Source organism: Enterobacter sp. DSM 30060 (assembly GCF_013375955.1).
Classification (GTDB): Bacteria; Pseudomonadota; Gammaproteobacteria; order Enterobacterales; family Enterobacteriaceae; genus Enterobacter; species Enterobacter intestinihominis.
Window position 1 is genome coordinate 3,154,828 of sequence record NZ_CP056118.1, and the last position, 24,164, is coordinate 3,178,991.

Annotated in this window: 23 protein-coding genes; 12 read left to right on the plus strand and 11 right to left on the minus strand. The window is 56.9% G+C overall.

The features are described 5' to 3' along the window. The first annotated feature begins 22 nt into the window (after positions 1 to 22). Positions 23 to 742: a nicotinamide riboside transporter PnuC gene (gene pnuC / locus HWQ15_RS14990; protein WP_022647475.1), complete on the plus strand. Its 720-nt coding sequence runs from the start codon at positions 23 to 25 to the stop codon at positions 740 to 742. On the opposite strand, the gene zitB is transcribed toward pnuC, so the two are convergent. Beyond that, a complete protein-coding gene (zitB, locus tag HWQ15_RS14995; protein ID WP_022647476.1) occupies positions 739 to 1,677 on the minus strand; it encodes a CDF family zinc transporter ZitB in 939 nt (312 codons plus the stop codon). The two genes, pnuC and zitB, sit on opposite strands and share 4 nt — an antisense overlap. Positions 1,678 to 1,776: 99 nt before the next feature. Beyond that, the gene (locus HWQ15_RS15000; protein ID WP_022647477.1) at positions 1,777 to 2,136 is read right to left on the minus strand and encodes a protein YbgS; all 360 of its coding nucleotides are present in this window, start codon (positions 2,134 to 2,136) and stop codon (positions 1,777 to 1,779) included. A gap of 304 nt (positions 2,137 to 2,440) precedes the next feature. Between HWQ15_RS15000 and aroG the strand changes: the two genes are divergently transcribed. After that, positions 2,441 to 3,493: a 3-deoxy-7-phosphoheptulonate synthase AroG gene (gene aroG / locus HWQ15_RS15005; protein WP_022647478.1), complete on the plus strand. Its 1,053-nt coding sequence runs from the start codon at positions 2,441 to 2,443 to the stop codon at positions 3,491 to 3,493. Positions 3,494 to 3,553: 60 nt separating this feature from the next. Here the strand turns inward: aroG and gpmA are convergent, their stop codons facing one another. The 7 genes from gpmA to modE all read right to left on the minus strand — a co-directional run bounded on the left by gpmA (position 3,554) and on the right by modE (position 11,370). After that, on the minus strand, positions 3,554 to 4,306 hold the full coding sequence (gpmA, locus tag HWQ15_RS15010) for a 2,3-diphosphoglycerate-dependent phosphoglycerate mutase (protein WP_003858562.1): 753 nt from the start codon (positions 4,304 to 4,306) through the stop codon (positions 3,554 to 3,556). Between the two features lie 273 nt (positions 4,307 to 4,579). After that, positions 4,580 to 5,623: a galactose-1-epimerase gene (galM, locus tag HWQ15_RS15015; RefSeq protein WP_058677412.1), complete on the minus strand. Its 1,044-nt coding sequence runs from the start codon at positions 5,621 to 5,623 to the stop codon at positions 4,580 to 4,582. Next, a complete protein-coding gene (gene galK / locus HWQ15_RS15020; RefSeq protein ID WP_023305717.1) occupies positions 5,617 to 6,765 on the minus strand; it encodes a galactokinase in 1,149 nt (382 codons plus the stop codon). The genes galM and galK overlap by 7 nt, the downstream gene beginning before the upstream one ends. Positions 6,766 to 6,767: 2 nt before the next feature. Beyond that, complete coding sequence (galT, locus tag HWQ15_RS15025; protein ID WP_063149460.1) at positions 6,768 to 7,814, minus strand: galactose-1-phosphate uridylyltransferase; 1,047 nt, start codon at positions 7,812 to 7,814, stop codon at positions 6,768 to 6,770. Between the two features lie 9 nt (positions 7,815 to 7,823). Next, positions 7,824 to 8,840, minus strand: a complete 1,017-nt coding sequence (galE, locus tag HWQ15_RS15030; protein WP_023299622.1) for a UDP-glucose 4-epimerase GalE — start codon at positions 8,838 to 8,840, stop codon at positions 7,824 to 7,826. A gap of 201 nt (positions 8,841 to 9,041) precedes the next feature. Continuing rightward, the gene (gene modF, locus HWQ15_RS15035) at positions 9,042 to 10,514 is read right to left on the minus strand and encodes a molybdate ABC transporter ATP-binding protein ModF (protein ID WP_022647483.1); all 1,473 of its coding nucleotides are present in this window, start codon (positions 10,512 to 10,514) and stop codon (positions 9,042 to 9,044) included. 67 nt (positions 10,515 to 10,581) lie between these two features. After that, positions 10,582 to 11,370 carry a molybdenum-dependent transcriptional regulator gene (gene modE / locus HWQ15_RS15040; protein WP_045309133.1) on the minus strand — a complete coding sequence of 263 codons (789 nt, stop codon included), beginning with the start codon at positions 11,368 to 11,370 and terminating at the stop codon, positions 10,582 to 10,584. A gap of 127 nt (positions 11,371 to 11,497) precedes the next feature. On the opposite strand from modE, the gene HWQ15_RS15045 reads away from it, so the two are divergent. The 4 genes from HWQ15_RS15045 (at position 11,498) to modC (ending at position 14,352) form a co-directional block, all read left to right on the plus strand. Further along, entirely contained in the window at positions 11,498 to 11,650 is a 153-nt protein-coding gene (locus HWQ15_RS15045; protein ID WP_003858549.1) for an AcrZ family multidrug efflux pump-associated protein, read from the plus strand. Positions 11,651 to 11,828: 178 nt separating this feature from the next. After that, positions 11,829 to 12,605 (plus strand): molybdate ABC transporter substrate-binding protein, encoded by a 777-nt coding sequence (modA, locus tag HWQ15_RS15050; RefSeq protein ID WP_032624637.1) that lies wholly within the window; start codon positions 11,829 to 11,831, stop codon positions 12,603 to 12,605. After that, positions 12,602 to 13,294 carry a molybdate ABC transporter permease subunit gene (gene modB, locus HWQ15_RS15055; protein WP_063149461.1) on the plus strand — a complete coding sequence of 231 codons (693 nt, stop codon included), beginning with the start codon at positions 12,602 to 12,604 and terminating at the stop codon, positions 13,292 to 13,294. The genes modA and modB overlap by 4 nt, the downstream gene beginning before the upstream one ends. Next, the gene (modC, locus tag HWQ15_RS15060; protein ID WP_017384950.1) at positions 13,294 to 14,352 is read left to right on the plus strand and encodes a molybdenum ABC transporter ATP-binding protein ModC; all 1,059 of its coding nucleotides are present in this window, start codon (positions 13,294 to 13,296) and stop codon (positions 14,350 to 14,352) included. The genes modB and modC overlap by 1 nt, the downstream gene beginning before the upstream one ends. Here modC and HWQ15_RS15065 read toward each other — a convergent pair whose 3' ends face one another. Then, positions 14,353 to 15,171: a pyridoxal phosphatase gene (locus HWQ15_RS15065; protein WP_063149462.1), complete on the minus strand. Its 819-nt coding sequence runs from the start codon at positions 15,169 to 15,171 to the stop codon at positions 14,353 to 14,355. Between the two features lie 119 nt (positions 15,172 to 15,290). Here HWQ15_RS15065 and pgl point away from each other — a divergent pair, with 119 nt between their 5' ends. After that, on the plus strand, positions 15,291 to 16,286 hold the full coding sequence (gene pgl / locus HWQ15_RS15070) for a 6-phosphogluconolactonase (RefSeq protein ID WP_063149463.1): 996 nt from the start codon (positions 15,291 to 15,293) through the stop codon (positions 16,284 to 16,286). Positions 16,287 to 16,389: 103 nt separating this feature from the next. Here the strand turns inward: pgl and HWQ15_RS15075 are convergent, their stop codons facing one another. Further along, positions 16,390 to 17,673 (minus strand): putative acyl-CoA thioester hydrolase, encoded by a 1,284-nt coding sequence (locus HWQ15_RS15075; RefSeq protein ID WP_063149464.1) that lies wholly within the window; start codon positions 17,671 to 17,673, stop codon positions 16,390 to 16,392. Between the two features lie 223 nt (positions 17,674 to 17,896). On the opposite strand from HWQ15_RS15075, the gene hutI reads away from it, so the two are divergent. The 5 genes from hutI (at position 17,897) to hutH (ending at position 24,142) form a co-directional block, all read left to right on the plus strand. Further along, positions 17,897 to 19,120 carry an imidazolonepropionase gene (gene hutI, locus HWQ15_RS15080; RefSeq protein WP_063149465.1) on the plus strand — a complete coding sequence of 408 codons (1,224 nt, stop codon included), beginning with the start codon at positions 17,897 to 17,899 and terminating at the stop codon, positions 19,118 to 19,120. Then, positions 19,117 to 20,055 carry a formimidoylglutamase gene (gene hutG / locus HWQ15_RS15085; RefSeq protein WP_063149466.1) on the plus strand — a complete coding sequence of 313 codons (939 nt, stop codon included), beginning with the start codon at positions 19,117 to 19,119 and terminating at the stop codon, positions 20,053 to 20,055. Before hutI ends, hutG begins: the two co-directional genes overlap by 4 nt. Positions 20,056 to 20,074: 19 nt before the next feature. Beyond that, positions 20,075 to 20,809 (plus strand): histidine utilization repressor, encoded by a 735-nt coding sequence (locus HWQ15_RS15090; RefSeq protein WP_032624629.1) that lies wholly within the window; start codon positions 20,075 to 20,077, stop codon positions 20,807 to 20,809. Positions 20,810 to 20,936: 127 nt separating this feature from the next. Next, complete coding sequence (gene hutU, locus HWQ15_RS15095) at positions 20,937 to 22,625, plus strand: urocanate hydratase (RefSeq protein WP_003858533.1); 1,689 nt, start codon at positions 20,937 to 20,939, stop codon at positions 22,623 to 22,625. After that, positions 22,622 to 24,142: a histidine ammonia-lyase gene (gene hutH, locus HWQ15_RS15100; protein WP_063149467.1), complete on the plus strand. Its 1,521-nt coding sequence runs from the start codon at positions 22,622 to 22,624 to the stop codon at positions 24,140 to 24,142. Before hutU ends, hutH begins: the two co-directional genes overlap by 4 nt. The last annotated feature ends 22 nt before the right edge of the window (positions 24,143 to 24,164 follow it).

Below are 24,164 nucleotides of genomic sequence, written 5' to 3' on the forward strand. Positions count from 1 at the left end.
CTTATTACGCCCCGGAGAAAAAATGGATTTTTTTAGCACACAGAACATCCTGGTTCATATCCCGATTGGTGCGGGCGGCTATGACCTGTCGTGGATTGAAGCGGTAGGTACGCTGGCCGGTTTACTCTGTATCTGGCTGGCCAGCCTTGAGAAGATCAGTAACTATGCGTTCGGGCTGATAAACGTCACGCTGTTTGCGATCATCTTCTTCCAGATCCAGCTCTACGCCAGCCTGCTTCTGCAGCTGTTCTTCTTCGCGGCCAATATCTATGGCTGGTACGCCTGGTCGCGGCAAAACAGTCAGCAGGAGGCGGAGCTGCAAATCCGCTGGCTGCCGTTGCCAAAAGCCATTGCCTGGCTCGCGGCCTGCGTGGTGGCAATCGGCTTTATGACCGTCTTTATTGACCCGGTATTTGCCTTCCTGACGCGCGTGGCGGTCTCGGTCATGTCGGGTCTGGGATTAAACGTGACGATGCCTGAGCTTCAGCCTGATGCCTTCCCGTTCTGGGATTCCTGCATGATGGTGCTGTCGATTGCCGCAATGATCCTGATGACCCGTAAATACGTTGAAAACTGGCTGCTGTGGGTGGTCATCAACGTGATTAGCGTGGTGATTTTTGCCCGTCAGGGCGTTTATGCCATGTCGCTGGAGTATATGCTGCTGACCGTCATTGCCCTGAACGGTAGCCGCATGTGGATCAACAGCGCGCGTGAGCGTGGCTCTCGCGCGCTTTCCCGCTAATGGTGATGCTCGTGTGAGTGGCCGGACTGCGCCTCGTTCAGGTGACAGTCTGGCCCGTTACAGGGCTGATACTCCATCTGGATGGTGGAGTGCGCAATTTCGTAGTGATGCTCAAGGAAGTGCCGAATACGTTCAAGCAACGCATCGTGATCGTGGGGCGGAATAACCTGAACGTGCAGCGTCATAAGCGGTTTCTCACCCACCAGCCAGACGTGAACGTGGTGAACGTTACGGACTTCAGGAATGGAACGACACAGATTGCGTTTTAGCTCGCCAATATCCAGCGACGTGGGAGCGCCTTCCAGCAGTTCATTCACGCTCTCTTTCAACAGCCGCCAGGCACTGCGTAATACAAGGCACGATACCAGCACGGAAAGAATCGGGTCGATGGGGGTCCAGCCCGTACCCATAATGATCAGCGCGGCGACGATGGCACCTACGGAACCCAGCAGATCGCCCAGCACGTGAAGCGCCGCGGCCCGTACGTTCAGATTTTTTTCGCTGCTGCCGCGGTGCAATATCCAGAATGCCAGAATATTGGCGACCAACCCGGCAATAGCAATCACCATCATCGTCGTTCCGGCTACCGGTTGTGGATGACGAAAGCGCTGAAACGCCTCCCAGACGATAAGAATGGTAATAACCACCAGTGCAATCGCATTCACGAACGCAGCAAGTGTGGTCAGTCTGAGCCAGCCAAAGGTGTGGCGGGCATTGGGAGGGCGACGGGCAAACTGCACGGCCAGCAGAGCAAACAGGAGCGCGGCAGCGTCGGTCAGCATATGCCCGGCATCGGCCAGCAGCGCCAGCGATCCGGAGATCAGTCCGCCTGTCACCTCAATAATCATAAAGGTGGCAGTGACGCCAAAAGCCAGCAGAAGCCGTTTGGCATTTTCATCGCCAGTGGAGTGGGAATGGGAGTGGGAGTGCGCCATGGTATCGTTCCTGATTTATTATTATTTTTAGTGTAGCGTTTTTAAGAGCTTAAATAAAAAAGGAGAGCATTCGCTCTCCCTCTTTTACCTTACGGAAGATTACTGGGTAGTACCGTCCGTTTTGGTATTGGCATCGCTGCCCACTTTGTCATTCGGGTCCGGGCATTTCCCGTCTTTACACATTGAGTTTTTGTGAACTTCGTCAGTGCTCATACCGTCATGGTTCATCGTGCCGGTATTCGTACCGCCGGTGTTGGTATTGCCCGTGTTGATATTACTGTTATCAACATTATTTGGCGCGATATTCTGTTTTGCATCCGGCGCAACCTGGCCCGCTTCGGCAGCGGCATTCGCGTCGCCGTTGCTGCCGGAGGAGCCTGTATCGGCTGCCAGTACGCTACCGCTTGCCAGGGTAAGGGTTGCCGTCAGGAAAAGCGTAGTCAGTTTCGTCATTTTCATCATGGTGCTCCTGTTCTTATCGTTACGCTGGATAACATTCTCCAACAGTGCATCTTGTTCAGTGGCGAAAGATCCCAGATTCCTGAATTATGTCAGGATGGAATCGCGTATAAATATTTAAAAACAGTCGTTACAAGTAAAAAGCTTAGGCGAGATCTCATTTTTCGCTATTTTGTTGCGTATTTTAGGCGAATTCCAGGAATTATCTGCGCGAAGTGTAAAAGCCCGTTTACACTTCGTGACCGACAAGTTAGATTGAAAGCATTGCTTTCATTACTAAAGATATGGCAGAGCCGGAAAGAAGATGAATTATCAGAACGACGATTTACGCATTAAAGAGATCAATGAGTTATTACCTCCCGTAGCGCTCCTTGAAAAATTCCCCGCCACCGAAAATGCCGCCAACACGGTGTCTCATGCCCGCAAGGCGATCCACAAGATCCTGAAAGGTAGCGACGATCGTCTTCTGGTGGTCATCGGACCGTGCTCCATTCACGATCCTGCTGCGGCCAAAGAGTACGCGTCACGTCTGCTCACCCTGCGCGAAGAGCTGAAGGGCGAACTGGAAATTGTGATGCGCGTTTATTTCGAAAAACCGCGTACCACCGTGGGCTGGAAAGGGTTGATCAACGATCCGCACATGGACAACAGTTTCCAGATCAACGACGGCCTGCGTATTGCGCGTAAGCTGCTGCTGGAGATTAACGACAGCGGGCTGCCTGCTGCCGGAGAATTCCTCGATATGATCACCCCGCAGTATCTGGCTGACCTGATGAGCTGGGGCGCTATTGGTGCGCGTACGACTGAATCGCAGGTTCACCGTGAGCTGGCGTCTGGCCTGTCATGCCCGGTGGGTTTCAAAAACGGCACTGATGGCACCATCAAAGTCGCTATTGATGCCATCAATGCGGCTGGCGCGCCGCACTGCTTCCTGTCGGTGACTAAGTGGGGCCACTCGGCTATCGTGAATACCAGCGGTAATGGCGATTGCCATATCATTCTGCGCGGCGGTAAAGAGCCTAACTACAGCGCAAAACACGTGGCGGAAGTGAAGGCGGGTCTGGAGAAAGCGGGACTGGCGCCGCAGATCATGATCGATTTCAGCCATGCGAACTCAAGCAAACAGTTCAAAAAGCAGATGGAAGTTGGTGCAGACGTTTGTCAGCAAATCGCCAACGGTGAACGCGCAGTGATTGGGGTGATGATTGAGAGCCATCTGGTGGAAGGCAATCAGAACCTGGAGGGCAGCGAGCCGCTGGTCTACGGTAAGAGCGTGACGGATGCCTGCATTGGCTGGGATGATACCGATGCGATCCTGCGTCAGCTGGCGGATGCGGTAAAAGCGCGTCGCGGTTAAGTTTATCGCGGGCAATAAAAAAGCGTGGATTGCTCCACGCTTTTTTTATGTCCGGCGAAATTACTTCGCTTTACCCTGGTTCGCCACGGCCGCCGCTTTTGCAGCGATTTCGTCGGCGTTACCCAGGTAGTAATGTTTAACTGGCTTGAAGTTTTCGTCGAACTCGTACACCAGCGGCACGCCGGTAGGGATGTTCAGCTCGAGAATTTCATCTTCACCCATGTTGTCCAGGTATTTCACCAGCGCACGCAGGGAGTTACCGTGAGCAGCGATAATGACGCGCTCGCCGCTTTTCAGGCGTGGCAGAATGGTTTCATTCCAGTAAGGCACAACACGGTCGATGGTCAGCGCCAGGCTTTCGGTCTGCGGCAGTTCAGCCTCAGTCAGCTTCGCGTAACGCGGATCGTGGCCCGGGTAGCGCTCGTCATCTTTGCTCAGCTCTGGAGGCGTGACCGCAAAACCACGACGCCACTGCTTAACCTGCTCGTCACCGTATTTTTCTGCGGTTTCCGCTTTGTTCAGACCTTGCAGCGCACCGTAGTGACGCTCGTTCAGTTTCCAGGATTTCTCAACCGGCAGCCAGGCCTGATCCAGCTCGTCCAGAATGTTCCACAGGGTATGGATGGCACGTTTCAGCACAGAGGTGTAAGCAAAGTCAAAGGTGAAGCCTTCTTCTTTCAGCAGCTTACCTGCCGCTTTTGCTTCGCTCACGCCTTTCTCGGACAGATCAACGTCATACCAACCGGTGAAGCGGTTTTCGTTGTTCCACTGGCTTTCGCCGTGGCGCACCAGGACAAGCTTAGTATTAGCCATTTCTTACTCCTCAAGCATTTTGAATGATAACAATTCTCATTATATTGCCGTGACTGTGCCAGCAGCAACGCTTAACCCTAACCATAGCGAAAATAGTTCGAGAGTGTAAGATGCATGTGAATCCAGGGTTATGATTTTGTCTGCGATCGCCGCTATTTTCAGCAAGCTGAGCGGAAAAAAGCCCTCGCGGTGAGGGCCAGGCTTTTTGCCGGATGGCGCTTCGCTTATCCGGCCTACATTCGTAGGCCCGTGCACGCGTAGCGCCGCCGGACATTATGCGCGCGGAATGAAATGATACTCTGTGACGCTTACGTACTCTTCACCCGGACGCAGCACGCAGTCCGGCTGCGGCCATTCAGGATGGTTAGGACTGTCCGGCAGGAACTCGCTCTCCAGCGCCAGACCTTGCCAGGCGGCGTAGTCGTTATGTTCACGCGCCGTGGTCCCCTCCAGGTAGTTACCGGAGTAGAACTGCAGGGCAGGGGCGGTGGTGTAGACCGTCATCTGTAACTTCTCATCCGCAGACCAGACCTGTGCGGCAGGTTGAGAAAGATCGCCTTTCGCCTGCAACAGGAAAGCGTGGTCGTAGCCTTTCACCTTGCGCTGATCGTCATCACTCAGGAAATCCTGGGCGATGGTTTTCGGCTGACGGAAATCAAAGCTATTACCGCTTACCGGTTTCAGCCCCTGATAAGGGATCCCCATCTCATCGACCGGCAGATACGCGTCCGCCAGGATCTGGAGTTTGTGGCTGCGGACATCGGTCTGATTGCCGTCAAGGTTGAAATAGGCGTGGTTAGTCAGGTTGACCGGACACGGCTTGTCGACGGTCGCGCGGTACTCAATGGCGATACGATTATCTTCGGTCAGGGTAAAGCGTGCGGTTGCGGTGAGATTGCCCGGGAAGCCCTGGTCTCCGTCGAGGGAGTCCAGAGAAAACCAGACCTCACGGTCATTTTGCTGCACAATCTTCCAGCGACGTTTATCAAACCCTTCCGGGCCGCCGTGCAGCTGATTTTCACCCTGGCTGGCAAGCAGGGAATAGGTTACGCCGTCCAGCGTAAACCGGCTTCTGGCGATGCGGTTGGCGTAGCGGCCTATGGATGCGCCCAGAAAAGCGGTCTGCTCGATATATTGCTCGGGCGATGCGCAGCCGAGCAGGGTTTCGCGCACGCTGCCGTCAGGCATTGGTACGCGGGCAGAAAGTAACGTTGCGCCCCAGTCCATCAGCGTAACCACCATCCCGGCGCTGTTGCGCAGGGTCAACAGGCGATACGGCAGACCATCCGGTGCGAGAGTAGGTGTTTCGTTTAGCACTGTCCGGCTCCTTGTGATGCTTTGCAGACATAGAAAGTTTCTTTGATGCCCGTTTTGGCTTCGTACTGTTTAGCCACCGCGTCCTGAATGGCAGGGACCAGCTCTTCCGGCACCAGGGCGACGACACAGCCGCCAAATCCACCCCCGGTCATACGCACGCCGCCTTTGTCGCCAATCGTGGCTTTCACAATTTCAACCAGGGTGTCGATTTGTGGCACGGTGATTTCGAAATCGTCGCGCATGGAGGCATGCGATTCGGCCATCAGCTCGCCCATCCGTTTCAGGTCACCTTTCGCCAGCGCGGAGGCGGCTTCTACGGTACGGGCATTTTCCGTCAGCACGTGACGCACGCGCTTCGTGACAACCGGATCCAGTTCGTGGGCAACCTTGTTAAATTCGTCAAGTGAGACATCACGCAGGGCTGGCTGCTGGAAGAAGCGCGCGCCGGTTTCACACTGCTCGCGGCGGGTGTTGTACTCGCTCCCCACCAGTGTGCGTTTGAAGTTGCTGTTGATGATCACCACAGCCGCACCTTTTGGCAGTGGAACCGCTTTGGTCCCGAGGGAGCGGCAGTCAATCAGCAAAGCATGTTCTTTCTTGCCCAGCGCGGAAATCAGCTGATCCATAATGCCGCAGTTGCAGCCCACGAACTGGTTTTCCGCTTCCTGACCGTTGAGGGCGATCTGCGCCCCGTCCAGCGGCAGATGATAAAGCTGCTGGAACACGGTGCCGACCGCCACTTCCAGCGATGCGGAAGAGCTTAATCCCGCGCCTTGCGGCACGTTGCCGCTGATCACCAGATCGGCCCCGCCGAAATTCTTGTTACGCTTCAGAAGATGCTTCACCACGCCGCGAACATAGTTCGACCACTGCTGGCTGTCGTGGGTCACGATCGGTGCATCAAGGGAAAATTCGTCAATTTCGTTGCCGTAATCCGCGGCGATCACTCGCACGTTACGATCTGAACGTTTCGCGCAGGCGATCACCGTCTGGTAGTCGATGGCACACGGCAGGACAAAACCGTCGTTATAGTCGGTGTGCTCGCCGATCAGATTAACGCGGCCTGGCGCCTGGATAATATGGGTGGCAGGGTAGCCAAATTTTTCAGCAAACAGGGATTGTGTTTTATCTTTCAGACTCATTTTTAAACTCCTGATTCGCGGTAATGGACGTCGCTAACGGCACGCAGGCGTTCTGCCGCCTGTTCCGCCGTCAGGTCGCGCTGGGTTTCCGCCAGCATTTCATAGCCCACCATGAATTTACGTACCGTCGCAGAACGCAGCAGCGGCGGATAGAAGTGTGCATGTAACTGCCAGTGTTGATTCTCTTCGCCGTTAAACGGCGCACCGTGCCAGCCCATGGAGTAGGGGAAGGAACACTGGAACAGGTTGTCGTAGCGGCTGGTCAGTTTTTTCAGCGCCAGGGCAAGGTCGTCTCGCTGGGCGTCGCTGAGGTCCGTAATACGCTGAACATGGGCCTTTGGCAGCAGCAGCGTTTCAAACGGCCACGCCGCCCAGTAAGGGACTACCGCAAGCCAGTGCTCGGTTTCCACCACAGTGCGGCTGCCGTCCGCCAGTTCACGCTGGGTGTAATCCACCAGCATCGGCGAACCGTTCTGGGCGAAATAGGCTTTTTGCAGCCGGTCTTCACGTTCGGCTTCGTTCGGCAGGAAGCTGTTCGCCCAGATCTGACCGTGCGGGTGCGGGTTAGAGCAGCCCATCGCCGCGCCTTTATTTTCAAATACCTGCACCCACGGATAGGTCTGGCCCAGCTCCGCCGTTTGCGCCTGCCAGGTGCTGACCACCTCTTTCAGCGCCTCAACGCTCAGCTCCGGCAGCGTTTTGCTGTGATCGGGAGAGAAGCAGATCACGCGGCTGGTGCCGCGGGCGCTTTCGCAGCGCATCAGCGGGTCATGGCTTTCCGGCGCGTCCGGCGTATCGGTCATCAGCGCCGCAAAATCGTTAGTGAAAACGAAGGTGCCCTTGTAGGTCGGGTTTGTATCGCCCGTCACGCGCGTGTTGCCCGGACAGAGGAAGCAGTCCGGATCGTGCTGTGGCAGCGACTGTTTTGCAGGCGTCTCTTGCGCCCCCTGCCAGGGGCGCTTGGCGCGATGCGGTGAAACTAAAATCCATTGCCCGCTGAGCGGGTTAAAACGACGATGCGGGTGATCAACGGGATTGAATTGTGTCATGACAAATCCTTAATCCGGATAACCCTGCGGATGGCGTGACTGCCAGTGCCAGGTATCCTGTGCCATTTCATCAAGCGTGCGGGTAACACGCCAGTTAAGCTCTTTATCCGCTTTGGTGGCATCGGCCCAGTAAGCCGGGAGGTCGCCATCACGACGCGGCGCGAAGTGATACTTCACTGGCTTGCCGCAGGCTTTACTGAAGGCATTCACCACATCCAGCACGCTGCTGCCGACGCCGGCGCCGAGGTTGTAAATATGCACGCCCGGTTTATCCGCCAGCTGCTGCATCGCCGCCACGTGGCCGTCGGCCAGATCCATCACGTGAATGTAATCGCGCACGCCGGTGCCGTCTTCGGTGGGATAATCGTTACCAAAAATCGCCAGGGAGTCGCGACGCCCTACGGCAACCTGCGCGATATACGGCATCAGGTTATTTGGAATGCCCTGCGGATCTTCACCCATGTCGCCTGACGGATGCGCGCCAACCGGGTTGAAGTAGCGCAGCAGCGCGATGCTCCACTCAGGCTGGGCTTTTTGCAGGTCGGTCAGGATCTGCTCTACCATCAGCTTGCTTTTGCCATACGGGCTTTGCGGCGTACCGGTCGGGAAGCTTTCAACGTAAGGAATTTTTGGCTGATCGCCGTAGACGGTCGCGGAAGAGCTGAAGATAAAGTTTTTCACGTTTGCCGCACGCATGGCGGAGATCAGACGCAGGGTACCGTTGACGTTGTTGTCGTAGTACTCAAGCGGTTTTGCTACCGATTCGCCAACCGCTTTCAGGCCCGCGAAGTGGATAACGGTTTCAATCGCGTGATCGTGAAGGATTTCGGTCATCAATGCTTCATTGCGGATATCGCCTTCCACGAAAGTCGGCTGTTTACCCGAAAGGCGTTCAATGACCGGCAGCACGCTGCGCTTACTGTTGCACAGGTTATCAAGAATGACGACATCGTGGCCGCTTTGCAGAAGTTGTACGCAGGTATGACTTCCTATGTAACCGCTACCACCTGTTACCAAAACTCGCATATTTCGCTCCATTAGGCTTATGGTATGAATTAACCATAGCATATCAGAGACGCGAAAAGTGTGACATGGGATAAAATAGTGGTATCGTTTACACTGGTTTTCACAGGCGCTTTTTCACAGACTGAGTGCATTGTAGATCAAAGAGATAGAGATGTATTGTTGCAGGTTGTCTGAAAAGCGGAGGGCAGCGCCCTCCACGCGTTAATCGATTTTGCTCAGCAGGTAGCGGTAATGCTCGCCGTCAGGCACAAATTCCAGCCGATGGGTGATGCAGGATGGGGCATCCTCAGCATGGTGGGAGACAAACAGCAGCTGGGTTTCACCTTCGCTAATCAGGACATCCACAAAGCGGCGGATCAGCTGACGGTTGAGGGGATCCAGCCCCTGCAACGGTTCATCAAGAATCAGCAGAGTAGGATGCTTAACCAGCGCGCGGACGATCAATGCCAGCCGCTGCTGCCCCCACGACAGGCTGTGGAATGGCGCATCGGCTACCCGGTTGTCCATACCCAGAATATCCAGCCACTGCTGCGCCAGCTTGTGCTGCTTGTCGGATACCGCCTGATAAATACCAATGGAATCGAAGAAGCCAGAGAGGATCACGTTTCGCACCGTAGTGCTCACCCGGTAGTCCAGATGCAGGCTGCTGCTGACATAACCGATATGCTTTTTGATATCCCAGATGGTTTCCCCGCTGCCGCGGCGGCGGCCGAAGAGGGTCAAATCGTTGCTGTAACCCTGCGGGTGATCGCCAGTGATCAGGCTTAGCAGCGTGGATTTACCCGCCCCGTTGGGGCCGACGATCTGCCAGTGCTCACCAGGATTAACCGTCCAGCTGAGATGATTAAGAATAGGGCGATCGTCGTAAGCAACCACCCCATCGCGCAGCACAATGCGCGGCTGGTCAGGATCCAGCCCGTGGCGTGCCGAAGGGGCATCCGGCTCCGGCAGCGCAATACCGTCCAGTTTCTCGCTGTGGGCCAGCTGTGCAATTAGCGCCTGCCGGAGCAGTACGGCTTTCTCGCCGGTTTCGGTCAGGCTACAGTCCGCCAGCACGCCCGCGTAATGTACGAAATCCGGGATCTCATCAAAGCGGTTAAGGACCAGCACAAGGGTGTATCCCTGCTGGTTAAGCGACGCCAGCAACGCTGCCAGCTGCGCGCGGGACTGCACATCCAGTCCGTCAAACGGTTCATCCAGAATCAGGAGTTCCGGCTCGCTCATCAGCGCCTGACACAGCAGCGTTTTGCGCGTCTCGCCGGTAGAGAGATATTTAAAGCGGCGGTTAAGCAGGGCGGTAATGCCAAATTGCTCCGCCAGCTGCTGACAGCGGGCAGGATCTTTTATCTCATCCTGGATAATGTCCGCCGTCGTGCGGCCGGTATCTTCTTCGCCGGGGCTGAGCAAATCGGTATTGTTACGCTGCCACTCATCGCTGACCAGCTTTTGCAGCTGTTCAAAGGAAAGGCGCGTAAGCCGGGTAAAGGTGCACTGACGCTCACCCTTCAGCTGGGTTAATTCGCCTGCCAGAGCGCGGGCCAGCGCGGATTTTCCGCTGCCATTCGTGCCCACAAACGCCCAGCTTTCTCCGGCGCGAAGGGTTAACTCTGGCAGCGATAAGGTACGGGTATCGCTAAGACGAAACGTGCCTTGCGAAATATGCAATGATGACATGTGTTATCCCATTTTTTGCAGCAACAGATGTCAGGGATACTCAGTGTTGGTGGGGTTGTCAATGCGCTTAGCACAATGTGGCGATAATTACCCGGTCTGCATTGAAATATGCGGTCACCACAGCACCTTCATCTAATTCGGTCGCGTCGTTCACCGGAACGGTGGCGCAGAGCGACTGTCCATCCGGCAGGGTCATCAGCACTTCACACTGTTCTGCGCCGCGCTCGATGTGGCTGATACGCCCGCGTAGCTGGTTGTCGGCCTCGGAGGCCTGCTCAGGGTTAAGCGTGATGCTGATCCAGGGCGCTTTGAGTAATACCAGCACCTCCTGACCTTCGTTCAGCCCAAGGCGTTGACCACTTTGCGCGGTGATGGCGGCTTTCAGGCGCGTTGTGCCGTCCGCGAGCAGGATCTCAATATGCTCCTGCACCTGCGAATGATCGCGCCCCGTCACCGTACCAAACCATTGGTTGCGGGCGCTGGTCTGCAAAGAGAAGCGGGAGATGGCGCCCAGCAGGCTGTCCAGCGGCAGGTTGTCGTCATCGCTCAGCACATCAAATGCTTTTTGCTGGATCTGCGCCAGTAAGTCATAGAGCTGGATCAGGCGTTGCCCGTAACGCGTCAACACGGCGCCGCCGCCGCCTTTTCCGCCGGTGGCGCGCTCTACCAGCGTTTGTTCGCTCAGGGTGTTCATGTCGTTAATCGCATCCCAGGCGCTTTTATAGCTGATGCCGGCGTTTTTGGCTCCCTGGCTAATCGAGCCAGTTTGTTCTATTTGTTTTAACAGGGCGATGCGTCGCGGATCGGCGAAAAGCTTCTGCTGAAGTCGTAGGGTGAGGAGAATTTCGGCCTGCATAACAATGTCCCGGCAAAAAGGTTATTGTGACCCAAATGTCCGGGTGCGGAAAGCGCACCGCACAAAAGGGGATGTTTTTCTTACTTTTCAGGGTAGAATAAGCCGTTCACAAGATCTGGAGAAAACCATGTTAGAGTTGTTGAAAAGTCTGGTATTCGCGGTAATCATGGTGCCAGTAGTGATGGCTATCATCCTCGGTGCCATCTACGGCCTGGGTGAAGTGTTCAACGTCTTTTCGAACATTGGTCATCGTCGTGACCAGCCTAAAAAGCAGCAATGATTTCCTCCAAAACGCCCGGCCAGCCCGGGCGTTTTGCTCTCAAGTTTATTCCTCTCCCGCCGATATCTTTTACAACGTTCCTTGAGTTTACGCATTAATGGGTACGATTTAGCGCTAGGAACGCCTGCGATATGTCGTTATATTTGTTTGTATATAACGATACACACAGGAGCTTCAAATGGCACGTTCATGGGTACGCCTTTTCGCAGGGGCAACGCTGACTCTCTCACTCACCGCCCACGCGCTGGCGGATGAAGGAAAAATCACGGTCTTTGCGGCGGCGTCGCTGACTAACGCGATGCAGGATATTGCTGCGGTATACAAAAAAGAGAAAAACGTCGAGGTCGTTTCGTCGTTTGCCTCCTCGTCCACGCTGGCCCGCCAGATCGAAGCGGGGGCTCCGGCTGATCTGTTCATCTCTGCCGATCAGAAATGGATGGACTACGCGGTGGAGAAAAAATCTGTTGATACGGCTAGCCGCGAAACGCTGCTGGGAAATAGCCTGGTGGTGGTCGCGCCCGCAAACAGCAAGCAGGGCGACATCGCCATCAACAAACAGACGGACTGGACCCGTCTGCTCAACGGTGGCCGTCTGGCGGTGGGCGATCCGGAGCATGTCCCTGCCGGGATTTATGCGAAAGAAGCGCTGCAAAAACTGGGCGCATGGGAGACCTTATCGCCGAAGCTGGCTCCCGCAGAAGATGTGCGCGGCGCGCTGGCGCTGGTGGAGCGTAACGAAGCGCCACTCGGGATCGTTTACGGCTCCGATGCCGTCGCCAGTAAAGGTGTGAAGGTGGTCGGTACCTTCCCGGAAGACTCGCATAAGAAAGTAGAATATCCTGTTGCGATAGTTGATGGACATAAAAATGCGACCGTGACGGCCTTCGTTGACTACCTGAAGGGGCCTGAAGCGTCCGCTATCTTTAAACGTTACGGATTTACGACTCACGAATGATATTAACCGAACCTGAATGGCAGGCCGTGCTGCTGAGCCTGAAAGTCTCTTCCCTGGCGGTTGCGCTGAGTTTGCCCTTTGGGGTGTTCTTTGCCTGGTTACTGGTTCGCGTGAAGTTTCCAGGCAAAGCCCTGCTCGACAGTGTTCTCCATCTTCCGCTCGTGTTACCGCCTGTGGTGGTCGGCTATCTGCTGCTGATCTCCATGGGGCGACGCGGTTTTATCGGCGAATGGCTGTACGACTGGTTCGGCCTGACCTTTGCTTTCAGCTGGCGCGGCGCGGTTCTGGCCGCGGCAGTAATGTCCTTCCCGCTAATGGTGCGCGCTATCCGCCTGGCGCTGGAAGGGGTGGATATCCGGCTAGAGCAGGCCGCCCGCACGCTGGGCGCAGGCCGCTGGCGGGTATTCCTGACCATTACGCTTCCGCTCACCTTACCGGGCATTATCGTCGGTACGGTGTTAGCCTTCGCCCGCTCACTGGGTGAGTTCGGCGCGACCATCACCTTTGTGTCCAACATTCCCGGCGAGACGCGGACCATCCCGTCGGCCATGTATACCCTGATTCAAACCCCGGGTGGCGAAGGTGCGGCGGCCCGGCTGTGTATTATTTCGATTGTACTCGCCCTGGTCTCGCTGCTGGTGTCTGAATGGCTGGCGCGCCTCTGCCGTGAACGGATGGGGAAACCGTGATGCTGGAACTCAACTTTACGCAAACCCTGGGCAGCCACACTCTGACGCTTAACGAAACGCTGCCTGCCAGCGGTATCACCGCCATTTTTGGCGTTTCCGGGGCAGGGAAAACGTCGCTGATTAATGCGATTAGCGGCCTGACGCGTCCCCAGTCTGGCCGTATTGTGTTAAATAACCGCGTCTTAAACGACGCGGAGAAGAAGGTCTGCCTGTCACCGGACAAGCGCCGCATCGGCTATGTGTTTCAGGATGCGCGCCTGTTTCCGCACTACAGCGTGCGCGGAAATCTGCGCTATGGCATGGCAAAAAGCATGGCCGGACAGTTCGATAAGCTGGTGGCGCTGCTGGGCATCGAACCGCTGCTCGATCGTCTCCCGTCTTCGCTGTCGGGTGGTGAAAAACAGCGCGTGGCGATTGGCCGCGCCCTGTTAACCGCGCCGGAATTGTTGCTGCTGGATGAGCCGCTGGCCTCGCTGGATATTCCGCGCAAGCGCGAGTTGCTGCCGTATCTGCAACGTCTGGCGCGGGAAATCAACGTGCCCATGCTGTACGTCAGCCATTCGCTGGATGAGATCTTACATCTGGCCGACAAAGTGCTGGTGCTGGAAGCGGGCAGGGTGAAGGCATTCGGCAATCTGGAGGAGGTGTGGGGCAGCAGCGTTATGCATCCATGGCTGCCAAAGGAGCAGCAGAGCAGCATTCTGAAGGTGAGCGTGCTGGAGCACCATCCGCACTACGCGATGACCGCGCTGGCGCTGGGTGACCAGCATTTGTGGGTGAATAAAATCGATACGCCGATTCAGTCCACGTTACGGATCCGCATTCAGGCGTCGGATGTCTCCCTGGTGCTGCAACCGCCGCTGCAAACCAGTATCCGCAATATTTTGCGCGCAAAAGTGGCGCAGTGTTTTGATGATAACGGCCAGGTAGAAGTGCAACTGGAAGTGGGCAACAGAACGCTGTGGGCGCGCATCAGCCCGTGGGCCAGGGATGAGTTAGGCATCAAGCCTGGCCTGTGGCTTTACGCGCAAATCAAGAGCGTCTCTATCACCGCCTGATTACAGCAGGTTGGTATAAATATACTGCGCGATGCTGTCGGTGGTGTTATCGCCAATCACCACGTTAGCACGCGCTTTCACCGCATCATCGGCGTTGCCCATCGCCACGCCCGTTCCGGCCGCTTCCAGCATGCTGATGTCGTTATAGTTATCGCCGAAGGCAATCACGTCCTGCATTGACCAGCCCTGTGACTCAACGAACTGGGTCAGACGCTTTCCTTTGCTGTTGCCTTTGCGGGCGATATCCACCTGATCGTGCCAGGACCATTCACATTCCAGACCCAGCGTATGCTCGACATGTTTTGCGAAGGTGTTCAGTTTGGCGGTGTCTTCATCGGTCAGGGCAAATTTCCAGATTGCCTGGACGTCTTCCGCCGCCTGGCGCAGGGAGGAAACCTGAGTGAACACCGGACGCTGCGCTTCCGGCAGAGACAGGGCCCAGTTGCTGGTGCGGATCACATGGCCGGTAGGGCGTTCATACAGCATGGCGTTATCCACATACATCAGGCCGTGAATCGCGTGCTCATCCAGTAAATCAATCAATTGCAGCGCCTGCGGAACGGGAAGCGGATCAGAGGTTAAAACCTTTTTTGCCTGATAATCATACAAATAAGTGCCATTACAACAAATTGCAGGTGTATCTAAGCCCAGTGCCTGATAAAAAGGATGAATGGCTACGTGATGTCGACCCGTTACGATGAGAAGTTGATACCCCGCTTCCCGGGCTCGTTTGAGGGCCTCAAGAGAAGAGGGGAGCAGGGTTTTCTGAGGGGTAAGCAGTGTTCCGTCTAAATCCAGGGCAATCACTCGCGAGGTCATTTTTTCTTCCGGGTTAATGTTGAATTTAAGGTCTGTCGGGATGGTACACCGAGAGCGGAACCCTGCAAAATCCCGGACTACAATTCAGCATTCACCGTTAAAAATAATCAGGAGTATTCATGAAACAAACCGTTTATACCGCCAGTCCTGAAAGTCAGCAGATCCATGTCTGGCGTTTGAATACAGAAGGTTCGCTTACGCTGGTTCAGGTTGTTGATGTGCCAGGCCAGGTGCAGCCGATGGTCGTCAGCCCGGATAAACGTTTTCTTTATGTCGGGGTACGCCCGGAATTCCGCGTACTCGCATACCGCATCTCCCCGGATGACGGCGCGCTGACCTATACCGCAGAAGCGCCGCTGCCGGGCAGCCCGACCCATATTTCTACCGACCATAAAGGCAACTTTATCTTCAGCGGCTCCTACAATGCAGGCTGCGTGAGCGTCACCCGCCTGGAAGACGGTATTCCCGTTGAAACCGTCGACGTGGTAGAAGGGCTTGAGGGTTGCCACTCCGCCAACATTTCGCCGGATAACCGCACGCTGTGGGTGCCAGCGCTGAAGCAGGATCGCATCTGCCTGTTTACCCTGAGCGATGACGGTCATCTGGCCGCGCAGAGCCCGGCGGAAGTCACCACCGTGGAAGGCGCAGGCCCGCGCCATATGGTCTTCCACCCGAATCAGCAGTATGCCTATGTCGTTAACGAGCTGAACAGCTCGGTAGATGTCTGGGAGCTGAACGATCCTAACGGGCAGATCGAGTGCGTACAGACGCTGGACATGATGCCAGCTGATTTCTCCGATACACGCTGGGCGGCAGACATTCACATCACGCCGGATGGCCGCCACCTGTATGCCTGTGACCGTACCTCCAGTCTGATCACCGTCTTCAGCGTCTCAGAAGACGGCAGCGTTCTGGCAGTTGAGGGCTTCCAGCCGACAGAAACCCAGCCGCGCGGCTTTAATGTCGATCACAGCGGCAAATACCTGATTGCGGCGGGGCAGAAATCCCACCACATCGCGCTCTATGAAATCAAAGGCGTGCAGGGTCTACTGGAAGAGAAAGGACGCTATGCGGTCGGACAAGGGCCGATGTGGGTTGTGATTAACGCTCACTGATCCGTAGACGAAAAAAAACCTCGCACATGCGAGGTTTTTTTATGCGTGGTTAATGCATGAGGTAGGCCGGGTAAGGCGTAGCCGCCACCCGGCAGCAGGCATTTTACTGCTTCGGTTCAGCAACCACTTTGCTACCCAGACCGCGGTTGTTGTATTCCCACATGCGGTTGAAGTTAGCGTCGTTCAGGTTACGCTGCACGTTGTCTTTATCATCCACCGTGCCGGTGTTGCCGGAGAAAGGACGTTTCGAGATCGCCGCATCCGCCCACGGTTTCGCCATGTTAAAGCCTTCGTTAATCACGCTGTCGCGGATCACGACCTGGCCGTTAGTGGCGGAGTCCACGTCCAGAGAGCGGCCAAGCTGCGCCACGCCATCGCCAGCAGCAGTAAAGCGGCTATTCACGGCCAGGAAGCCATAGAACAGATTGGACTGCGTGGCCGGGGCAAAGACGTAACCTTCCTGCTGCGTACGTGAATTCACCACGCGGAAGTCGGTGTTATCAAACACCACCGCGCCGCGACCGGAGACCATATCCACGTCGCCTTCAATGTAGCTGTTGGTGACCAGAGTACGCGTCAGACGATTGTTCTGAAGGGTATTCTGCACGCCGCTGTTGGTCACGAAGAAGGTATTCTGGCGGCCCAGGATATTGACGTTGTTAATCTGTACCTTGTCGCCATCGCTACGCAGCGCCACGGCCTGGTGATTACCGGCGTCAACGCTGTCGCCCAGGGTGTTCTGAATGGTCAGGTTCTGCAATTGCAGGCCATTGTTCTGTGACCAGAATACCGCCGAGCACATCACGCCAATGGTGGCGGCACGTTTGCGCTGGCAGTTATCAAACATATACCACGCCGGTTTACCTGGCATGTATTTACCGGCCGGGTTCACCAGATGGCGCCAGGTGGTGCTGTCGATCTCTGAATCAATCGCCAGGCCAATTTTCACGTCGACCGCTTTTTCGCCAAGTCCGTAAAGCGTAATGCTTCCCGGTGCAGCCGGAACATAAACGGTTCCTTCGTATTCACCCGGCATGATGGCAATGTACTGACGAGATGCGCTGTGTTTGGTGATTGCGGCATCAACAGCTGCCTGAATTGAGGTGTGCGTAACGCCCTCTGCTCCGGCCGGGCCGACAACGAAGTCTGGCTGTTTCGGCAGGTTAATAGAAGAAGGCGTCCATGGGGCTGCATTGGGATCCATCGCCGAGAAATAGTGCGCACGGGTGAAGTTCTTCGCTTCAGCCGCTGACAGGATCGGACGGGAAGCGGTGCCCGGAGCAACTTGCTCAGAAGGTTGCTGATCCGGTGGTGTTGAACTGCAAGCGGATAAAGTCACGCCAAAGGCGAGTGCCAACGCCAGACGGGAAATCCTGGAAATATTCAAGGTAATGCTCCTGGGTATGCAAGTCTTATCTGAATAGACGAAATAGCCTGCTTTTTTATACTAAGTTGAGCGAAACGGGAAGATAAAAACGGGAAAAGTTGCATTTTTGCCCGCAGGCGACGGGAAAGTCATCACAAATAAATAACATTTTTCTGCAAGGCGGTTGACAGCAGGTGACAGATGAAAATAAATGTCTATACAACCCATGACAAGCGGAAGGCACATGCAGCAGCTTCATCCCGATGATGTGATATGGCGAAATGCGCGACTGGCGACCCTGGCGACAGGTGAGCCGGAACCCTACGGCCTGAAAGAACAACATGCCCTCGTCGTGCGCGGCCAGACGATTGCGGCCGTTATTCCTGAAGCCGAGATCCCCTCCGGGCATCGTCAGTGTGTCGATCTCGACGGGCGTCTGGTTACTCCCGGCCTGATCGATTGCCACACCCATCTGGTGTTCGGCGGCGATCGCGCAGCGGAATGGGAACAACGGCTTAACGGCGTGTCGTATCAGACCATCAGCGCGCAGGGCGGCGGTATTAACGCCACGGTCACGGCGACCCGCAACAGTTCGCCGGAAACGCTCCTGAGGGTGGCGCAGCAGCGGCTCCAGCGGCTGATGAATGAAGGCGTAACGACCGTTGAAATCAAATCGGGATACGGACTGAATGCCCAGGCCGAAGAGAAAATGCTGCTGGTTGCCCGCCAGCTCAGCCTGAACAATCTGGTCGATATCAGCCCGACGCTGCTGGCCGCGCACGCCGTTCCTGCCGAGTACCGACAGGATCCGGATGCCTATCTCACGCTGGTCTGTGAGCAGATCATGCCCACGCTGTGGCAAAAAGAGTTATTTGAAGCGGTGGACGTGTTTTGTGAAAACGTCGGCTTTACCCCGGTGCAAACCGAGCGCCTGTTCCGGGCCGCCGCCGCGCTCGGGATCCCGGTAAAAGGGCATGTAGAGCAACTGTCGAATCTGGGCGGCGCGGCGCTGGTCAGCCAGTATAAAGGGCTGTCGGCCGATCATATTGAGTATCTCGATGATTCAGGTATTCAGGCGATGGCGCAAAGCGGCACGGTGGCGGTATTGCTCCCCGGCGCGTTCTATTTTCTTCAGGAGCGCCAGCGTCCACCGGTGGCGCAGCTCAGAGAGCAGGGCGTGCCGATGGCGGTGGCTACCGACTACAACCCGGGCACCAGCCCGTTTGCCAGCCTGCATCTGGCAATGAACATGGCCTGCGTCCAGTTTGGCCTCACGCCGGAAGAGGCCTGGGCTGGCGTGACGCGGCATGCGGCGCAGGCGCTAGGTCGTGGCGCGACGCACGGGCAGTTAAAGCCCGGTTATGTGGCTGATTTCGTCGTCTGGGAGGCGAATCATCCGGTTGAGATGGTTTACGAGCCGGGGCGGAATCCTTTATATCAACGCGTGTTTCGGGGGCAGGTAGCATGAAATTGTGGCATCCCGTTTCCCCGCAGGTCTGGCAGGGTCGTGACGACAGCGCCGAATCCAGCACCGCGAAACGTCTCTTCCAGACCATACAGCAGCGCGAACACTTTGTACCCGTGCCGTCAGGCATCGCCCTGCTGGGCTTTGAATGTGATGAAGGGGTTAAGCGTAACCAGGGCAGGCCCGGTGCTGCACAGGCTCCCGATGTGCTGCGCGGCGCGCTGGCGAATATGGCGAGCCATCAGGGGCATGCGCGCCTCGTGGATATGGGCTCCATTTTTGTTGAAGGCAATGCGCTGGAGGCGGCACAGCAGGCGCTGAGCGAGGCCATAACCGCGTGCCAGCAATCCGGGATGCGTACTCTGGTTTTTGGCGGTGGACATGAAACCGCCTGGGCGCACGGGCGCGGCGTGCTTGACGCCTTTCCGAACGATCGCATTGCGGTGATCAACCTGGATGCGCACCTCGATTTACGTAAGGCTGAACGGGCTACGTCCGGCACGCCGTTCCGCCAGCTGGCGCACTACTGCGCGTCGCAGTCGCGGGCGTTTCACTACGCCTGCCTGGGGGTAAGCCGTGCGGCGAATACCCAGGCGCTGTGGGAGGAAGCTGAACGGTTGAACGTGATGCTGGTTGAAGATCTCGATTTTCGCCGGGATGCGCTATCCGCGCTGGATAGCGTGCTTGCGCAGGCAGACCGGGTCTATCTCACCATTGACCTCGATGTGCTGCCCGCCGCAGAAATGCCCGCCGTATCCGCCCCTGCGGCGTTGGGGATCCCGGCGCTGGATCTGTTCCCGGTGATTGAGCGTATCTGCCGAAGCGGTAAACTACAGGCGGCGGATCTGGTGGAATATAATCCGCACTACGACCGGGACGGTCAGGGGGCGAAGCTTGCCGCCCGACTGGCCTGGCAAATTGCTCACTGGTGGGCATAACAACATTCAAGGAGTCATGATGTTTTCACGCTCGCCCCTGCCGCAGCCGAGCCCTCCCGCGCCTTTTTACGAAAAGGTGAAGCAGGCGATCAGCGAAAAAATTGCTGCCGGCGTCTGGCGTCCGCACGACCGTATTCCCTCCGAAGCTGAACTGGTCGCGCAGTTTGGCTTTAGTCGAATGACCATTAACCGGGCGCTGCGGGAACTGACCGATGAAGGGTTGCTGGTGCGTTTGCAGGGTGTCGGAACCTTTGTCGCCGAGCCAAAAGGACAGTCGGCGCTGTTTGAAATCCGCAGCATTGCCGATGAAATTGCCGCCCGCAACCATCAGCACCACTGCGAAGTGCTGGTGCTTGAAGAGACGCAGGCCAGCGCCGAACAGGCCATTGAGCTGAACGTTAACGAGGGCACCCGGATCTTCCATTCGGTGATGGTGCATTATGAGAACGATATTCCGGTCCAGATTGAAGATCGCTGCGTCAACGCGGAGCGGATCCCGGACTACCTGAACCAGGATTACACCCAAACCACACCGCATGCGTATCTCTCGCTCGTCGCCCCGCTGACGGAAGGGGAGCATATCGTGGAGGCCGTGCGCGCCACGCCTCAGGAGTGCGAGTTGTTGCGTATTAAAGAGCACGATCCCTGCCTGCTGATCCGCCGTCGTACCTGGTCATCCTCGCAGATCGTGTCGCATGCGAAGCTGCTGTTCCCGGGGAATCGTTACCGGTTGCAGGGCCACTTTATGTCATAAGTTTTATAAGCGTGATCGCTAACGCAATATAGCAAAATTGTATCTTTTTTGTTAAATCCGACCTTGTGTGTGCTTGTCTATACAAGTATATCTAAATGCATCACCTGTCCCTTATGAGGAACACACAATGTCGTCAGATAAATACCGCAAGCAGGATGTCCGCGCCGCGCGCGGCACCACGCTCACCGCAAAAAGCTGGCTCACCGAAGCACCGCTGCGCATGTTGATGAACAACCTTGATCCTGAGGTAGCAGAAAATCCCCATGAGCTGGTGGTCTACGGCGGCATTGGCCGCGCCGCGCGCAACTGGGCGTGCTATGACGCGATTGTTGAGTCTTTGACGAATCTCGAAAACGACGAAACGTTGCTGGTGCAATCCGGCAAACCGGTTGGCGTATTCAAAACCCATAAAAATGCGCCCCGTGTGCTGATTGCCAACTCCAACCTGGTGCCGCACTGGGCGACGTGGGAACACTTCAACGAGCTGGACGCAAAAGGGCTGGCCATGTATGGCCAGATGACCGCGGGCAGCTGGATCTACATCGGCAGCCAGGGGATTGTGCAGGGCACCTATGAAACCTTCGTGGAAGCGGGCCGACAGCACTATAACGGCTCACTGAAAGGCCGCTGGGTGCTCACCGCCGGACTGGGCGGCATGGGCGGCGCGCAGCCGCTGGCCGCGACGCTGGCGGGCGCGTGCTCCCTGAACATTGAGTGCCAGCAGAGCCGCATCGATTTCCGTCTGCGTACCCGCTATGTTGATGAACAGGCCGACAACCTCGATGACGCGCTGGCGCGCATCAAAAAGTACACCGCTGAAGGCAAAGCCGTGTCGGTTGCCCTGTGCGGCAACGCGGCGGATATTCTACCGGAACTGGTGGCGCGCGGCGTGCGTCCGGATCTGGTCACCGACCAGACCAGCGCTCACGATCCGCTCCACGGCTATCTGCCAAAAGGCTGGACGTGGGAAGACTACCAGCAAAAAGCGGAAACCGATCCTGAGGGCACGGTACTGGCGGCTAAACGCGCCATGGCGGAACACGTCTCCGCGATGCTCGCCTTCAGTAAGATGGGGATTCCGACCTTTGATTACGGGAATAACATCCGCCAGATGGCGAAAGAGATGGGGGTGAATAACGCCTTTGACTTCCCCGGCTTCGTGCCCGCCTATATTCGTCCGCTGTTCTGCCGCGGCATCGGGCCGTTCCGCTGGGTTGCCCTGTCCGGCGACCCGGAGGATATCTACAAAACCGACGCCAGAGTGAAGGAAATTGTCGCCGACGACGAGCACCTGCACCGCTGGCTGGACATGGCGCGCGAGCGCATTAATTTCCAGGGCCTGCCAGCGCGTATCTGCTGGGTCGGGCTGGAGTGGCGGCAAAAACTCGGCCTCGCCTTTAACGAAATGGTGCGCAGCGGCGAAGTCTCCGCGCCGATCGTCATTGGCCGCGACCACCTGGACTCCGGCTCTGTCGCCAGTCCGAACCGTGAAACCGAAGCCATGCGCGACGGCTCGGATGCGGTCTCCGACTGGCCGCTGCTGAATGCCCTGCTGAACACCGCCAGTGGCGCAACCTGGGTGTCGCTGCACCACGGCGGCGGCGTCGGGATGGGCTTCTCCCAGCACTCCGGGATGGTCATCGTCTGTGACGGTACCGACGAAGCGGCGGCACGTATTGCTCGCGTGCTGCATAACGACCCGGCAACCGGCGTAATGCGCCACGCGGATGCGGGTTACGAGATTGCCATTGATTGTGCCAAAGAGCAGGGCCTGAACCTGCCGATGATCCCCGCCACACAAGGAAAGCCTGCATGAACGCGTTAACACTTACTCCCGGCTCTTTGTCGCTCAAACAGCTGCGTCACGTCTGGCGTCAGCCGGTGACACTCGCCCTTGATGAAAGCGCCCACCGTGCCATTAACGACAGCGTGGCCTGCGTGGAGGCGATTGTAGCGGAGGGGCGCACCGCCTACGGCATCAATACCGGGTTTGGCCTGCTGGCGCAGACCCGCATTGCCACGCACGATCTGGAGAATTTACAACGTTCGCTGGTGCTCTCGCACGCGGCGGGGGTTGGCCAGCCGCTGGACGATGAGATCGTCCGCCTGATGATGGTGTTGAAAATCAACAGCCTGGCGCGTGGGTTTTCCGGCATTCGTCTGAGCGTGATCCAGGCGCTGATGGCGCTGGTGAATGCTGAAGTTTATCCGTGTATCCCGGCGAAGGGCTCCGTTGGAGCTTCCGGCGATCTGGCGCCGCTGGCGCATATGTCGCTGCTCCTGCTGGGTGAAGGCCAGGCGCGCTGGCAAGGGGAGTGGTTGCCTGCGAAAGAGGCGCTGAAAAAAGCCGGCTTAACGCCGATTACTCTTGCAGCAAAAGAAGGGCTGGCGCTGCTCAACGGCACGCAGGCGTCGACGGCCTTTGCGCTGCGCGGTCTGTTTGAAGCAGAGGATCTGTTCGCCTCCGCAGTGGTGTGTGGTGCGCTGACCACTGAAGCGGTGCTCGGCTCGCGTCGTCCGTTCGATGCCCGCATCCACGAGGTGCGCGGCCAGCGTGGTCAGATTGATGCCGCAGCCATGTACCGCCACGTACTTACCGATACCAGCGACATTGCCGATTCGCATCACAACTGCGAGAAGGTGCAGGATCCGTATTCTCTGCGCTGCCAGCCGCAGGTGATGGGCGCATGCCTGACACAGCTTCGCCAGGCGGCAGAAGTGCTGCTGGTGGAGGCCAATGCGGTGTCCGACAACCCACTGGTGTTTGCTCAGGAAAACGAGGTGGTCTCCGGCGGCAACTTCCACGCCGAGCCGGTGGCGATGGCCGCAGATAATATCGCGCTGGCGATTGCCGAAATCGGAGCGTTGTCCGAGCGTCGAATCGCACTAATGATGGATAAACACATGTCCCAGCTGCCGCCGTTCCTGGTGCGCAACGGCGGCGTGAACTCGGGCTTTATGATCGCCCAGGTCACCGCCGCAGCACTGGCAAGCGAAAACAAAGCCCTGTCGCATCCGCACAGCGTGGACAGCCTGCCAACGTCAGCAAATCAGGAAGATCACGTTTCGATGGCCCCGGCTGCCGGGCGTCGACTGTGGGAGATGGCCTCCAACACCCGCGGCGTGCTGGCGGTGGAATGGCTGGCGGCGTGTCAGGGTATTGATTTGCGCGAAGGGCTAAAATCCAGCCCGCTGCTGGAGCAGGCGCGTCATACGCTGCGCGAGCACGTTACGCACTACGATGAGGACCGCTTCTTTGCGCCGGATATTGATAAGGCGATACAGCTTCTGGAAGAAGAAACCCTTGCAGGACTGCTACCTTCCGTGCTGTGATTTTTACCCTCACCCTAACCCT